This window comes from Microbacterium testaceum (assembly GCF_029761935.1).
Lineage (GTDB): Bacteria > Actinomycetota > Actinomycetes > Actinomycetales > Microbacteriaceae > Microbacterium > Microbacterium testaceum_A.
The window spans coordinates 112,178-125,413 of record NZ_CP121699.1 but is presented as its reverse complement, the minus strand read 5'-3'; the positions used below and the strand labels follow the sequence as shown (position 1 = coordinate 125,413).

14 protein-coding genes are annotated in these 13,236 nt (G+C 69.9%); 7 read left to right on the top strand and 7 right to left on the bottom strand.

The window, feature by feature from the left end:
• Nucleotides 1-6: 6 nt before the first annotated feature.
• Complete coding sequence (locus tag QBE02_RS00545; protein ID WP_056230469.1) at nucleotides 7-378, bottom strand: hypothetical protein; 372 nt, start codon at nucleotides 376-378, stop codon at nucleotides 7-9.
• A 72-nt stretch (nucleotides 379-450) separates the two neighbouring features.
• Here QBE02_RS00545 and QBE02_RS00540 point away from each other — a divergent pair, with 72 nt between their 5' ends.
• On the top strand, nucleotides 451-1,089 hold the full coding sequence (locus QBE02_RS00540) for an O-methyltransferase (RefSeq protein WP_056230467.1): 639 nt from the start codon (nucleotides 451-453) through the stop codon (nucleotides 1,087-1,089).
• A gap of 76 nt (nucleotides 1,090-1,165) precedes the next feature.
• Here the strand turns inward: QBE02_RS00540 and QBE02_RS00535 are convergent, their stop codons facing one another.
• The 3 genes from QBE02_RS00535 to dapE form a co-directional block, all read right to left on the bottom strand.
• The gene (locus QBE02_RS00535; protein ID WP_074615842.1) at nucleotides 1,166-1,336 is read right to left on the bottom strand and encodes a DUF3117 domain-containing protein; all 171 of its coding nucleotides are present in this window, start codon (nucleotides 1,334-1,336) and stop codon (nucleotides 1,166-1,168) included.
• Nucleotides 1,337-1,429: 93 nt separating this feature from the next.
• Complete coding sequence (locus tag QBE02_RS00530) at nucleotides 1,430-2,653, bottom strand: hypothetical protein (protein ID WP_279366695.1); 1,224 nt, start codon at nucleotides 2,651-2,653, stop codon at nucleotides 1,430-1,432.
• Nucleotides 2,650-3,726 (bottom strand): succinyl-diaminopimelate desuccinylase, encoded by a 1,077-nt coding sequence (gene dapE / locus QBE02_RS00525; protein WP_279366694.1) that lies wholly within the window; start codon nucleotides 3,724-3,726, stop codon nucleotides 2,650-2,652. The genes QBE02_RS00530 and dapE overlap by 4 nt, the downstream gene beginning before the upstream one ends.
• 42 nt (nucleotides 3,727-3,768) lie before the next feature.
• Here dapE and dapD point away from each other — a divergent pair, with 42 nt between their 5' ends.
• A complete protein-coding gene (gene dapD, locus QBE02_RS00520) occupies nucleotides 3,769-4,689 on the top strand; it encodes a 2,3,4,5-tetrahydropyridine-2,6-dicarboxylate N-succinyltransferase (RefSeq protein WP_279366693.1) in 921 nt (306 codons plus the stop codon).
• Nucleotides 4,690-4,753: 64 nt separating this feature from the next.
• On the opposite strand, the gene ddaH is transcribed toward dapD, so the two are convergent.
• The 3 genes from ddaH to QBE02_RS00505 form a co-directional block, all read right to left on the bottom strand.
• A complete protein-coding gene (gene ddaH / locus QBE02_RS00515; RefSeq protein WP_279366692.1) occupies nucleotides 4,754-5,515 on the bottom strand; it encodes a dimethylargininase in 762 nt (253 codons plus the stop codon).
• Nucleotides 5,516-5,735: 220 nt separating this feature from the next.
• Nucleotides 5,736-7,076 carry a purine-cytosine permease family protein gene (locus tag QBE02_RS00510; RefSeq protein WP_279366691.1) on the bottom strand — a complete coding sequence of 447 codons (1,341 nt, stop codon included), beginning with the start codon at nucleotides 7,074-7,076 and terminating at the stop codon, nucleotides 5,736-5,738.
• A gap of 200 nt (nucleotides 7,077-7,276) precedes the next feature.
• Nucleotides 7,277-8,722: a PucR family transcriptional regulator gene (locus tag QBE02_RS00505; protein ID WP_279366690.1), complete on the bottom strand. Its 1,446-nt coding sequence runs from the start codon at nucleotides 8,720-8,722 to the stop codon at nucleotides 7,277-7,279.
• A gap of 117 nt (nucleotides 8,723-8,839) precedes the next feature.
• On the opposite strand from QBE02_RS00505, the gene pxpA reads away from it, so the two are divergent.
• Genes pxpA through QBE02_RS00480 form a run of 5 tightly spaced genes read left to right on the top strand, consistent with a single transcriptional unit; the run spans nucleotide 8,840 to nucleotide 13,046 of the window.
• Entirely contained in the window at nucleotides 8,840-9,601 is a 762-nt protein-coding gene (pxpA, locus tag QBE02_RS00500) for a 5-oxoprolinase subunit PxpA (protein ID WP_279366689.1), read from the top strand.
• Nucleotides 9,598-9,837 (top strand): acetyl-CoA carboxylase, encoded by a 240-nt coding sequence (locus QBE02_RS00495; protein ID WP_279366688.1) that lies wholly within the window; start codon nucleotides 9,598-9,600, stop codon nucleotides 9,835-9,837. The genes pxpA and QBE02_RS00495 overlap by 4 nt, the downstream gene beginning before the upstream one ends.
• Nucleotides 9,838-9,839: 2 nt before the next feature.
• Nucleotides 9,840-11,186 (top strand): acetyl-CoA carboxylase biotin carboxylase subunit, encoded by a 1,347-nt coding sequence (locus QBE02_RS00490; protein ID WP_279366687.1) that lies wholly within the window; start codon nucleotides 9,840-9,842, stop codon nucleotides 11,184-11,186.
• Nucleotides 11,183-12,079 (top strand): 5-oxoprolinase subunit B family protein, encoded by an 897-nt coding sequence (locus tag QBE02_RS00485; RefSeq protein WP_279366686.1) that lies wholly within the window; start codon nucleotides 11,183-11,185, stop codon nucleotides 12,077-12,079. Before QBE02_RS00490 ends, QBE02_RS00485 begins: the two co-directional genes overlap by 4 nt.
• Entirely contained in the window at nucleotides 12,069-13,046 is a 978-nt protein-coding gene (locus QBE02_RS00480; RefSeq protein WP_279366685.1) for a biotin-dependent carboxyltransferase family protein, read from the top strand. Before QBE02_RS00485 ends, QBE02_RS00480 begins: the two co-directional genes overlap by 11 nt.
• The last annotated feature ends 190 nt before the right edge of the window (nucleotides 13,047-13,236 follow it).

Sequence of the window (13,236 nt, the reverse complement as noted above, 5' to 3'; positions counted from 1 at the left end):
GAGCCGTCAGGTCGCCTCGTCGTCGAACGGCGGCAGCTCGCCCGCCACGAAGGGGGTGGATGCCGGCTTCTCGCGCGCCGCGAGAGCTGCGGCGCCCGCGGCCCGCATCGTCGCCGTCGGGGTGTCGTCGAGGAGCGCCTCGCGGATGATGCGCCGCGGGTCGTACTGGCGCGGGTCGAGCTTCTTCCAGTCGACGTCGTCGAACTCGGGCCCCATCTCGTCGCGCATGCGCGAACGGGCACCCTGCAGCGTCTCTTTCGCGCGCTTGGTGAACTTGGCCAACGCCTCCGCGTAGCGCGGCAGACGCTCGGGGCCGACGAGGACCGCTGCGATCACACCGATCAGCATCAGCTTCTCGATCGTGAGGCCGAAGAACATGCCTCCAGATTACCGGCCTCGCCTGGGGGTCCAGCGACCATCCGCCGTCTAGCCTGATCTGAGGAGGTCCACGTGAGCGGTCATGAGGCGAACGAACGGTTCGTGCAGGAGTCGACGGTCGAGCCCGAGCACATCGCTCGCGCCCGGGCGCACGCGCTCGAGCTCGGCGCGGCGCCCATCAGCCCCGCGGTCGGGGCCCAGGCCGCGGTGATCTCGGCGGCATCCCGTGCTCTGAACATCGTCGAGGTGGGCACCGGCGGCGGCGTGTCGGGCCTCTGGCTGCTGCACGGTTCGCCCCGCGCGACGATCACCACGATCGACAGCGAACCCGAGCACCTCGGGGCCGCGCGCTCCGCCTTCTCGGACGCCCGCGTCCCCGCCGCGCGTGCGCGATTCATCACCGGGCGGGCATCCGATGTTCTCCCGCGCATGAACGAGGCGTCGTACGACATCGTCTTCATCGACGCCGACCCCGAGGGCGTCATCGAGTACGTCGAGCACGGCCTGCGTCTGGTGCGCGCCGGGGGGACCGTCCTCATCCCCCGCGTCCTCGCGCACGGCGCGGTCGCCGACCCGGTGCGTCGCGACGCGGTGACCACGGCCTACCGCTCGCTGATTCAGGAGGTGCAGTCCTCCCCCGCCGTCATCGGCGCGCTGTCGACTACGGGCGAGGGCCTGCTGCAGCTCACGACCCGTCCGCCCGAGGCCTGAGCCTCTCCCCGCGAACCCCGCGTAAACGAAGAAGGCCGACCCCCGCGGGAGCCGGCCTTCTCTGCGTCGGTGGTCGTCAGGCGGTGACGACACCACCGAGCACGTCGTAGAGTTCCTTCGCCTCGGCGTCGTTCACCGAGACGACGAGTCGCCCGCCACCCTCGAGCGGCACGCGCACGATGATCAACCGGCCCTCCTTCACGGCCTCCATCGGTCCGTCGCCGGTACGCGGCTTCATGGCTGCCATCGCGGCCCCCTTTTCGTCGTTGGTCTGCCTGAGAAGTTTACCGGTATCCCGCGTGGCGGGTCGTACAGGCGGGTCGGCGGGGGCGGATATGGGTCAAGGAATCTGCCAATACGTGTTCGCGAGGGCGTACATGTTGTAAATCCACCACCACTGTCCGAGCAGCGCGAGAGCGAGCACGCCGAACCGCCACGCGCGTGATCTCGGCACCGCGAGGGCGCCCCATAGCGGCGAGATCGGCACCAGAAGGCGGAAGATGCTGGACTGCGGGAAGAACACCAGCAGCAGGTAGACGAGGTAGCTCGCCGACCACAGCCGCACCTCGATGCCCAGTCGCTTCACCTGCGGCGAGAACAGCAGCAGCGCGCCGATGGCCGCCACCATCAGCGCGAGGAACACGTAGCCCGTGACGGCGCCGAGCCCCCACCGGGTGAACCAGAACCCCGCGGCCTCGACGAACCCGTCGAAGGGGACGAAGCCCCGCCCCGAGTCCCCGAGCCAGTTGCGCCGCCACGCCAACTCGGTCGCCAGGTACGCGCCCGGGTCGCCCGTGACGATCCCGGCGATCACCTGCCACGCGAAGCCCACCACGACCGAAAGTCCGCCGAGGGCCACGAGATGCGCGATGTCGCGCGTCGGAAGCGGATCCTTCCGTCGGCGCACGAAGCGGTACACCCCGTAGAGCCCGAGGAACAGGGCGAAGGCGAGGATCCCGGGGCGCGTGAACCCCATCGCCGGGACCAGCAGATAGAGCCAGCCCCATCGACGTCGCTGCACGCACCGGAGGGCGAGGAAGAGGAAGAACAGGAACAGCGCCTCGGCGTAGCCCACCTGGAACAGGGCGGCGAGCGGACCGCACGCGAAGAAGACCACGGCCCACATCGCGGCGGAGTCGCCGATCCGATCCCGCAGCATCGAATGCAGCACGAGGCACGCCCCCAACCCCGCGGCCAACGAGATGGTGACGGCCCCGGCGCCCCACGAGCCGAGCAGGAATCCGAGTCCGGCCGAGAGGTACGAATACAGCGGCATGAACGCCCACGCGTTCTCGGCGACGTGACCGCCCGCGGCCAGGGGCAGATCGACGGGGTATCCCGACACCGCGGCGAGCCAGTACCACTGCGCATCCCACCCGAGCGCGAGCTTCTCGAGCGAGGGGGCCACACCGTAACGCGACCCGGGCCCCGACAGCGCGGAGGCCAGCAGGAAGAAGCCCGTCGTGACCACGCGCGCCGCACCGTAGACGATGGCGATGCGCGCCGGCACGGGCAGGCGCTCCCACCACCCGACCCGCGTGCGCGTCGTGGCCGCGGCGGTCACGACCCGCTCAACCAGGCACGAAGGCCGCGCTCGACGGCGTCGATCTGCGCGATCGGAACCCGCTCCTCGTCGTGATGAGCGAGGTGCGGGTCACCGGGACCGTAGTTGACGGCGGGAATGCCGAGCGCCGAGAACCGCGCCACGTCCGTCCATCCGTACTTCGGTTTGGGGGTGGCACCCACGGCATCCACGAAGTCCTTCGCCAGGGCCGCGTCGAGGCCGGGACGAGCCCCCTCGGCCACGTCGACGATCTCGACGTCGAAGCCCGTGAACACGTCGGTGACGACGCGGGTGGCGGCGGCGGCGTCACGACTCGGCGCGAAGCGGTAGTTGACCTCGACCGCGCACGCGTCGGGGATGACGTTGCCCGCGACCCCGCCCGAGATGCTGACCGCGTTCAAGCCCTCGCGGTAGACGAGGCCCTCGACCTCGATCTCGCGGGCGCGGTACTCGGCCAGGCGCGCGAGGATCGGCGCCGCCTTATGGATCGCGTTCTCGCCGATCCACGATCGCGCGCTGTGCGCACGGACTCCCTCGGTGCGCACGATGGCGCGGAGCGTGCCGTTGCAGCCGCCCTCGACCTCGCCGTTGCTCGGCTCGCCGAGGATCGCGAAGTCGCCCTCGAACAAGTCGGGGCGGTTGCGCGAGAGCCGACCGAGGCCGTTCAGCGCCGAATCGACCTCTTCGTGGTCGTACCACATCCAGGTGATGTCGACCGGGGGCGCGGTGAGCTCAGCGGCGAGCTTGAGCTGCACCGCGACGCCCGCCTTCATGTCGACCGTCCCGCGGCCCCAGATGACGTCCTCGCCGTCGACCGTGCGGTCCTCGACGGGGAGGTTGCGGTTGATCGGCACGGTGTCGATGTGCCCGGCGATGACGACCCGGCGGTCGCGCCCCAGGGCGGTACGGGCGACGATGGTGTCGCCATCGCGGATGACCTCGAGGTGAGGGTACGCGGAGACGGCAGCCTCGATGGCATCCGCGAGAGGGGTCTCGTCTCCCGAGACGCTGTCGATGTCGCAGACGGCTCGCGTCAGGGCGGCCGAGGACTGGGTGAGGTCGAGCGCGGGCATGCCCCGATCTTCCCACAGCCGGTGCCCCACTACCCTGGGACGGTGAGCAACGAACGACGCATCAGCGCTGCCGGCCTCTCGACGCGAACCACCGGGGGGACGGTGCTCGACGCCTGGTTCCCGAAGCCGGTCCTCGGTGCCCCCGGCGACCTGGATGCCGAGCAGGCGGCGCTCGAATCCGCCGCCGGCCCCGACGAGCGACGTGGTGTCGTCGTCGAGACGGTGTCGCTCACGATCGACGCCGACGCGGCTCCCGCCTCGACCGTCGACGCCTACCTGCGCCTGCACGCGCTGTCGCACCTGCTCGTCCGGCCCAACGAGATCAACCTCGACGGCATCTTCGGTCACCTCCCCAACGTCGCGTGGACGAACGCGGGTCCCGTGCACCCCGACGACGCGGAGCGCCTGCTGCCGCAGTTGAAGCGTCACGGCATCCAGCTCCAGGGTCTCGACAAGTTCCCGCGCCTGACCGACTACGTCCTGCCCGCGGGCGTGCGCATCGCCGACGCCTCGCGCGTGCGCCTGGGCGCGCACCTCTCCCCCGGCACGACCGTCATGCACGAGGGCTTCGTCAACTTCAACGCCGGCACGCTCGGCTCCTCGATGATCGAGGGCCGCGTCTCTCAGGGCGTCGTCATCGGCGACGGCACCGACATCGGCGGCGGCGCCTCGATCATGGGCACGCTCTCGGGCGGCGGGACGCACCGCGTCTCGATCGGAGCACGCACCCTGCTCGGCGCGAACGCCGGCATCGGCATTTCGCTCGGAGACGACTGCGTCGTCGAGGCCGGTCTCTACGTGACCGCCGGCACGAAAGTGCGCGTCGGCGACGAGACGGTCAAGGCGGGCGAGCTGTCGGGTCGCGACGGCATCCTGTTCCGCCGCAACTCCCTCACCGGCGCCGTCGAGGCCTCGGCCCGCGCCGGCGTCGGCGTCACGCTGAACGAGGCACTGCACGCCTGAACGGCAGGCGCCTGTGCCCTTTTTCCCGATAAACGCTCGCGTATCCGCCTCCGCGCCGGTCGCGTCAGTCGCGCACCCGCACCGACAGGCAGGTCACGCAGCCCTCGAGCTTCTCGAACTCGCTCACGTCGACGGTCACGACCTCGAGGCCGCGGAACCGGTGCTCCTCCGCCGTCGCCGGGGCGTCCGCCGACATCAGCACCGTGTCGTCGTCGAGCACGACCACGGCCGTGCCGTGCTCCTCGGGCACGCCCGCGAACACGGGGAACAGCGACGAATCGTCGACCAGCGGCTCGAACCCCACCACCGTTCCGTCGGGAAGAGCGGTCACCCCCGATTTCAGGTGCAGCACCTTCGTGACCGGGATCTCGCGCACCTCCCACCCATGCGGCTCGAGCAGAGCCCACAGCTGGGCGATGCCCTCGGCGTTCGTCCGCGACGACGCGCCCACGTAGACGGTCCGTCCGACCTTGAGCACGTCGCCCCCGTCGAGGGTTCCGGGTTCCACGATCTCGGCAAGATCGATTCCGGATGCCGTGACCCCCGCGCGCACGCTCTCCGCCTCACCGCGGCGCGAGACGGCGCCGGCCCGGCAGAGCACGGCGAGGTCGCCGAAGACGACGACCGCATCCTCGACGAACACCCCGTCGGGCTGGTCATCGGCCGGGTCGATCTCGACGATCTCCCACCCACGGGTGCGGAAGGCATCGACGTACCCCTGCCACTGCTGCAGGGCGAGAGAGGCGTCGACCGGCACGCGGTCGAGGTGCGTCAGCTCCCCTTCGGCGAGCGACGGGGAGGGGCGGCGGACGATCAGACGCGGCATGACCCGACCCTACTGGGTGGCCTCGTCGACCCCCGCGCGGGAGGTGCGGCATCCACTCCCCCGCCCCGCCACCCCACGTCCCCCTTCGCGCGGGGCATGTTCCGCTTCGTGCGACAACAGCCCCCTCGAGCAGCGGTATCCGCCCTCCCGCCACGACAGACGAAGGGCGGACAGTGAGCCGCCCCGCCCCTCGCGAGAGAGACGGGGCGGCAATCCTGTGTCAGCGCAGGTGCAGCTCGTCGAGCTCGAGCGACTCGGCGGCATCCGCCCCGCCCTCGTCGATGACGCGCGGCGGCCAGGCGCGGAATACGAGCACGGCACCCACCCCGGCGATCGCCACCGTAACGAGCGGAGCCAGCGAGGTGAGGACTCCCGCGTTCACCTCGGTGAGCACGATCCCCACCGCCGCGGCGACGATCCAGACGATCGCGCCCGGGGTGATGGCCGAGAGGCGATCGCGCCTCACCTCGGGGAGCGCCCCCGAAGCGCGGGTCAGCGCGATGGCGACGAGCGCGATGGTCACCCACGCGGTGACGAACACTCCCTGCCAGGCGAGCGCTTTCAACAGCCACGTGACGACGTTGGTGAGCATGAGCAGGTACGCGATGCCGCCGCTGACGATCACCCAGACCCAGCGCGGCAATGCCAGGCGGAACACGCGCGTCGCGAAGGCATCGAGGTTGGTCGAGGCCAGGTAGTAGTTGGCCGTGTTGATGCGCGTCTGCGACACGAAGATCACGAGCAGGCCGAAGAAGCCGAGCGTGCCGAGGAAGGCGTCGACGACTCCGGTCTCGCTCCCCTCGTGCCCCGTGGCCGCGATCACGTAGATCCCGATCAGTCCGTTGACCGCGAACGTGAAGAGGTAGAACACCCACCCGAAGGTGATCGTGCCGTGGAACTTCCGGTCGGCCGGGCGACCGAGACGGGCGTAATCGAAGGTGTACATCATCATGATCCAGACGCCCATGTAGATGAGGTACGAGGTGAGCCAGCCGGGCAGCGGCCCTGCCGCGGCGACGTCGAAGATCGCCGTCGGGGCGCCGTGCTGCACGGTCGCCGCGACGACGACGGCGACGAGGCCCACGACGTAGATGGGGAGCAGGATGCCGTTGAGCCGGTCCAGCCACCGTTGCACCGGGCCCACCGCGAGCGGGATCGCGTACACGACGACCAGGAGATACCAGAGATTGATCTGTCCGCCGAAAGACTTCTGCAGGGCGACGGCGATGATCGAGCCCTCGAAGACGGCGTAGTAGATCGCCGTCGCCGCGAAGATCAGGGTGGCCAGGGCCGAACCGAGGATGCCGAACAGGCTGCGGGAGAACAGCTCGACGGTGAGACCCGTCCGAGCGGCGTACCGCGACAGCACGAGGTTGACCACTCCGTAGGTCGCCACCGTCAGCGCCATGCCGATGAGCGTGTTGCCGAGGCCCACCGCGCCGGCGGAGGCGACGGCGACGTAGATCCAGAACATGGCCGAGAACAGGGCCCACCAGGCCATGGTGAGCGACCACCGCGGGACACGATCGGTGTCGCGGACGAGGTAGGACGAATACGACAAAGAGACCTCCAAGGGAGAGGGTCGGGTGAGCTCGCTCGGAAGGTCAGCGAGGCCGGTCGTACAGCGGAGGACGACCGAGGGGCGCTGGCGAGTTGTGGAGGAGTCTATGGACGCGGGTCGCGGCGGCCGCATGGGCTATTCGCCACAGTTCTCGCCTCGTCTTGTGCAGAACGCTCAACGCCGCCCGCACCGGATCGTCGTCACCCCGCGTGGCGCAGCCGGAACGCCAGGAGGAGGACGGCGCGAGCCTGCCCGTCTTCGAGGTCTACGCCCAGCAGCGTCTCGATGCGCCGCATGCGGTACGCCAGGGTGTTCCGGTGAATGAACAACCGCTCGCATACCGCCCTCGTCGAGCCGCTCGTCTCGAGATACACCTCGAGCGTCTCGAGCAGCACCGGCTCGGCGTCGGCGAGGGGTTCGAGGGCGCGACGCGCCAGTGTCGCCACGCCCGTTCGCGGCAAGCCCTCGACCAACGAGAGCAGATCGGCGACCGGTGCCGGCGCGACTCCCGACTGCATCGGTGCGCGCCGCGAGACCTGCAGGGCGATCGCGATCTCATCGAATGCGAGGTCCCGGTTGAAACGCACGTCGAGCCCCGTCTCGACGTCGGAGACCTCGGCGAGGACGTCCCCGAGAGGGCGGTCGTTGCGCGCACCCTGCGCGAGCAGCGTCGCCCGATCGGCTTCGTCGTAGAACCGGACGCGGGCGTACTCCCGCTCCAGGAGCACCCGCAGCCTCCAGGTCAGCAGGCGCAGCGTCGCCAGCGAGACCTCCTCGGGCCGCCGCACCGTCACCGCGTCCCACGGCGCCTCGGGGACGAACCCGGCGGAGACGGCCGCCGCGCGCTGATGCTCGAGGTCGGTGCGCGCGTCGAGCAACGTCTGGAAGAACACCCCGGCCGACTGCGAGTGCATCGGTGAGCGGGCCGTCAGGGTGTTCGACAACTGCATCGCCACGACGGCGAGCGCCGGTCCCAGAAGCGGCTGGAGCAGCATCGTCTCGTCGCGCGCTTCGACAGCCAGCTGGAAATGCTGGTGCTCACCGCCGGGCAGGCGGAGTCTCGCCCGCGTGGTGCGGCCGGGCTCGTTTCGCGACTCGCCCGCGGCACCGATCTCGAACCCCGCGGGATCGAGCAGCTGAACGCGTCCGCCGACCGTGTCGCTGAGCCGGCGCAGGAGTTGATTGAGGGGCGCCCCTTCGGTCGCCTCGTGGATGCAGTCGTCGGCGAGCTCCCACCCACGGCGGGCGATCTCGTAGCGCTCGGCGGCGAGCTCCTGCCAGACGTGGCGAGACAGCTTGATCAGCGGAAAGTCGGGGGCGAGCTCGATCAGGGGCAGGTTGTAGTGCGAACACGCGAGGGCGAGTCCCTCCGGGATCGAGGCGTGCACCGGGCCGAGTCCGAACCCCAGGGCGGTCGCTCCCGCGCTCACGATCCGCTCGACGTACGCGTCCCAGGTGCGCACGTCACGGACGTTCATCCCCATTCCGAGAGTGAGAACGAGCTCACCCCGGGCCAGGTACGGCGAGGGGTCCATCAGCTCGGACTGCGAGCAGCCCGTGACGTTGCGCTCGAGACGATCCGACGGCGGGTCGCCGACAAGACGGAGTCCGAGAATCTCGTCGCCGATGAGGTCCGCGAGTCGCATTCGCGCCGTCCTCCCCCGCCGTCGACCGGAACACGTTGTGCACCTTGAACAATCGAACAGTCGATGTTGAGCATACGGCCGAGAGGACCCGGCATCCCGTAAACGTACTCTGTGGGAATGTCCCAGCACTTCACGATCAACGCCGATATGGGCGAGGGCATCGGTCTGCACCGCTTCGGGTACGACGCGGACCTCATGCCTCTCGTCGACCTCATCAACGTCGCGTGCGGATTCCACGCCGGCGACCCCCAGGTCATGCGGACGACGGTCTCACTCGCCGCGGAGCACGGGGTACGCGTCGGCGCGCACCCCGGCCTTCCCGACCTCGTCGGCTTCGGGCGGCGACGCATGGCGCTGACCCCCGACGAGGTCGACGACCTCTTCACCTACCAGGTGGGAGCCCTCTGCGGCTTCCTCGAGCGCGCCGGGCAGCCGCTGTCGCACATCAAGCCCCACGGCGCCCTGTGGGGAATGCTCGCCGACGATCCCGAGCTCATGCGTGCCGCCGCTCGTGCCACTAAGGCTTTCGAGGTTCCGTTCCTCGGATTGGCGGGCACCGCCCACGAAAGCGTGTGCCGCGAAGAGGGCGTGGACTTCGTCGCCGAGATGTACGTCGACATGGACTACGACGCCCGCGCTCGACTCATCCTCACGCGGTCCGCGCACGAGACCGATCCGGCCGCGGCCGCCGAGCGCGTCTCTCGCGCCACTCGAGGCGAGACCGTCGCCGCCGCCGACGGCACCCCGTTGACCCTGAGCTTCCAGACCGTGTGCGTCCACTCCGACGCACCCTCCGCCGTCGTCGTGGCCCGCGCCGTTCGCGAGGTCCTCGACGATCACGACCGCTCCACCACGTCCCCTGAAGGAGACAACGCATGACCGACATCATCTCGCCGCTTCCCGGTGTGTTCTATCGCCGTCCGGGTCCGGGCAAGGACCCCTACATCGAGACGGGCGACACCGTCGAGGCCGGCCAGACGATCGGCGTCATCGAGATCATGAAGCAGTTCTCCGAGATCCCCGCGCCCGTTGCCGGGGTCGTGGGCGAGTTCCTCGTCGCCGACAACGGCGCGGTCAACCCGGGCGACGTGATCGTCACCATCTCCGAGACGTGAACATGAAGCGTCTGCTCATCGCCAACCGAGGGGAGATCGCCGTGCGCATCGCCCGCACCGCGCGCACCCTCGGCATCGAGACCGTCGCCGTGGTGTCGGAGGCGGACCGCGAGGCCCTCATCACCGAGGTCGTGGACGCGGTCGCCGTGATCGGCCCGGCCCCCGCCGCACAGTCCTACCTCTCGCAAGACGCCATCCTCGCCGCGGCCCGCACCCACGGCGCGGACGCGATCCACCCCGGCTACGGCTTTCTCAGCGAGAACGCTGGCTTCGCCCGCCGGGTGATCGACGCCGGACTGGTGTGGGTGGGTCCCGATCCCACGACCATCGAGCTGATGGGCGACAAGGCCCGCGCGATCGTCGCCGCACGAGCGGCCGCCGTCCCCACCCTCCCAGGCAGCGACGGAGCCCTGGGCGACGACGACGACGCGCCGGCTGCGGCCGCCGCCGTGGGCTTCCCCCTCCTGATCAAGGCGCGCGCGGGCGGCGGGGGCCGCGGCATCCGTCTCGTCCGCTCCCCCGACGAGTTCGACGAGGCGCTCTCCATCGCCCGCAGCGAAGCCCGCGCCTCGTTCGGCGACGACGCGGTGTACCTCGAGCGCTTCGTGAATCACGCCCGGCACGTCGAGGTGCAGATCCTCGGAGACGGTCGGGATGCCATCCACCTCGGCGACCGCGACTGCTCGATGCAGCGTCGATCGCAGAAGGTCCTCGAGGAGGCACCGGCGCCGGGACTCCCCGACGCCACGCGCGAACGCATCCGCCGATCGTCGGTCGACCTGGCCCGCGCGTGCGGATACTCCGGGGCCGGAACCGTCGAGTTCCTCTACGATCCGGCATCCGGAGACGCGTTCTTCATCGAGATGAACACGCGTCTCCAGGTGGAGCATCCCGTCACCGAGACGCTGACCGGGCTCGATCTGGTGGCAGAGCAGCTGCGCATCGCCGATGGCGAGCCGCTCTCGCTGACGCAGGACCTGGTCGAACTGAACGGCCACGCGATCGAATGCCGCATCAACGCCGAGGACCCCGCGCGCGGGTTCTTCCCGAGCCCCGGCACGATCGAGCGCTTCTCGTGGCCCGAGGGGGTGCGGATGGATGCCGGCTTCCGCACGGGCTCGGTGGTGACACCGTTCTACGACTCGCTCGTGGCGAAGCTCATCGTGCACGCCGACGATCGCGACACGGCGATCCGCGCCATGTCGAGCGCTCTCGCGGACACCGTGATCGACGGCATCCAGACGACCCTCCCCCTCCATCGCGCTCTCGTGGACGCCCCCGCGTTCCGGGACGTGGCGCACTACACGACGTTCATCGAAGCCGAACCGGAAGCGTGGAACCGCTCATGACCGATGTCTCGATCGCCCCCGCCCGTCTGACCTGGGGAGGGGATGAGTTCCTCTTCGCCGAGATCGACGAGGCGATGGGTCTCGCCGCCAACTTCCGCGCGATGACCATCGCGCGCGGGGTCGCCGACCGCGCCCTGCCGGGGGTGATCGACATCTGCCCCGCGAACGCGTCGTTGCTCATCCGCTTCGATCCCGATGTGCTCTCGGCGGGGACGCTCGAGAGGGTCGTCCGAGAGATCGAGGCCGGCGTGACGGATGCCGACGACGTTCTGCGCACGCGGATCATCGAGGTGCCCGTCTGGTACGACGATCCCTTCACCGCCGAGACCGCGCAGCGCTTCCGCGAGGGGTACCACCAGGACCCGTCGTCGGGCGACCTCGACTACGCGGCACGGGTGAACGGGCTCAGCGACAAGGCGGAGTTCATCCGACGCCATCACTCCCAACCGTGGCTGGTGTCGATGGTCGGCTTCGTGGCGGGGCTTCCGTTCCTGTACCAACTCGTCGATCGCGAGCAGCAGCTGGAGGTGCCGAAGTACCTCAGCCCGCGCACCGACACGCCCCGGCTGACTCTCGGTCACGGCGGGTGCTTCGGGGCGATCTACTCGGTCCGCGGGGCGGGCGGCTACCAGATGTTCGGCATCGTCGCCCCACCCATCTATCAGCCCGAGCAGACGCTGCCCGACTTCGCCGAGTCGTCCGTGCTCTTCCGCGCCGGAGACATCGTGCGCTTCCACCCCGTGGACGAGGCGGAGTACACCCGCATCCAGGATGACGTCGAGGCTGGCACCTACCGCTACCGTCAGGCTCCCGTCACCTTCTCGCTCGGCGCCACGCTCGCCGACCCGCTCGCCGCCAACCGCACGATGATCGAGGTTCTCGATGGCATGTGAAATCCGCCAGCCCGGGCTGGCCACCACCGTTCAAGACCTCGGTCGCATCGGGCATTACGCGCTGGGGTTCCCGCAGGGCGGGGCGATGGACCAGGAGTCAGCGCGCCTCGCGAACGCGCTCGTCGGCAATGGTCCCGAGGCGGCCGTGCTCGAGTGCGCGTACATGGGCCCGGTCATCGCCGCGACCGCTCCGATCGAGATCGCCGTCACGGGCGCGCCCATCGAGGTCCACGTGAACGGTGCGCCGCGCCCCGCCTGGACGCGTCTGCAGCTCGAGGCGGGCGACGAACTGTCGTTCGGCGTCATCCAGGGCGGCACGCGATTCTTCATCGCCCTGCGCGGCGGGATCGATGTTCCTCTCGCCCTGGGGAGTCGCTCGACCTACGCGATCGGCGGGATCGGCGGAATCGAGGGCCGCGCGCTGCGTGCCGGAGACGTCGTGGAGACCCTCGAGCCCACCCACCCGCTACCCGCCGGCGACACCATCGCCGAGTCCGACAGGCCCGTCTTCTCTCGCGAGCAGGAGGTGCGCATCATGTTCGGCCTCTACGACCACCTGCTCTCGAGCGAGGGGCGCCGTCGCCTCGTCGAGGAGGACTGGACGCTCACCCCGACCGCCGACCGCATGGGACTGCGCTACTCGGGTCCCGGCGTCGAGTGGAGGGAACGCGAACAGCCCTTCGGGGCGGGTCAGGACCCCTCGAACATCGTCGACGCCGGGTACGCGGTCGGCTCGATCCAGATCCCGGGCGGTACGCAGCCGATCGTGCTGCACCGCGACGCAGTGTCGGGCGGCGGCTACGCGATGGTCGCCACTGTCATTAGCGCCGACATGGACCTTGTCGCTCGCGCCGCTCCCGGCACGCGCACCCGGTTCGTTCCGATCGACATGGACACCGCCCTTGGCGCACGCGCCGAGCGACGTTCCCGCATCGCCCGGGTCGTGGGCGGTCTCACCACGGGCTGAGCCGCGCCGACGTCCGCCCCGCTCCTGTGCGTCGAGACCGCGGCCGAGAGTCGCGGCATCCCTCTCCGGCCCGATAAACGCCGTTCCTGCCGATACACGCCGCGACACCACGTGTCTCGACACGGACGGCGTTTATCGCGGGGTCCGTCCACCGCCGCGTGCATCGTTCGCCGCACATCACGGCGTAAAG

What these genes read in the sequence shown, in the direction of transcription:
- QBE02_RS00545 (WP_056230469.1), bottom strand. Translation starts at nt 378, where the DNA reads ATGTTCTTCGGCCTCACGATCGAGAAGCTGATGCTGATCGGTGTGATC.
- QBE02_RS00535 (WP_074615842.1), bottom strand. Translation starts at nt 1,336, where the DNA reads ATGGCAGCCATGAAGCCGCGTACCGGCGACGGACCGATGGAGGCCGTG.
- dapE (WP_279366694.1), bottom strand. Translation starts at nt 3,726, where the DNA reads ATGCCCGCGCTCGACCTCACCCAGTCCTCGGCCGCCCTGACGCGAGCC.
- ddaH (WP_279366692.1), bottom strand. Translation starts at nt 5,515, where the DNA reads ATGCCGCGTCTGATCGTCCGCCGCCCCTCCCCGTCGCTCGCCGAAGGG.
- QBE02_RS00505 (WP_279366690.1), bottom strand. Translation starts at nt 8,722, where the DNA reads ATGCGACTCGCGGACCTCATCGGCGACGAGATTCTCGGACTCCGTCTT.
- pxpA (WP_279366689.1), top strand. Translation starts at nt 8,840, where the DNA reads ATGTCCCAGCACTTCACGATCAACGCCGATATGGGCGAGGGCATCGGT.
- QBE02_RS00495 (WP_279366688.1), top strand. Translation starts at nt 9,598, where the DNA reads ATGACCGACATCATCTCGCCGCTTCCCGGTGTGTTCTATCGCCGTCCG.
- QBE02_RS00490 (WP_279366687.1), top strand. Translation starts at nt 9,840, where the DNA reads ATGAAGCGTCTGCTCATCGCCAACCGAGGGGAGATCGCCGTGCGCATC.
- QBE02_RS00485 (WP_279366686.1), top strand. Translation starts at nt 11,183, where the DNA reads ATGACCGATGTCTCGATCGCCCCCGCCCGTCTGACCTGGGGAGGGGAT.
- QBE02_RS00480 (WP_279366685.1), top strand. Translation starts at nt 12,069, where the DNA reads ATGGCATGTGAAATCCGCCAGCCCGGGCTGGCCACCACCGTTCAAGAC.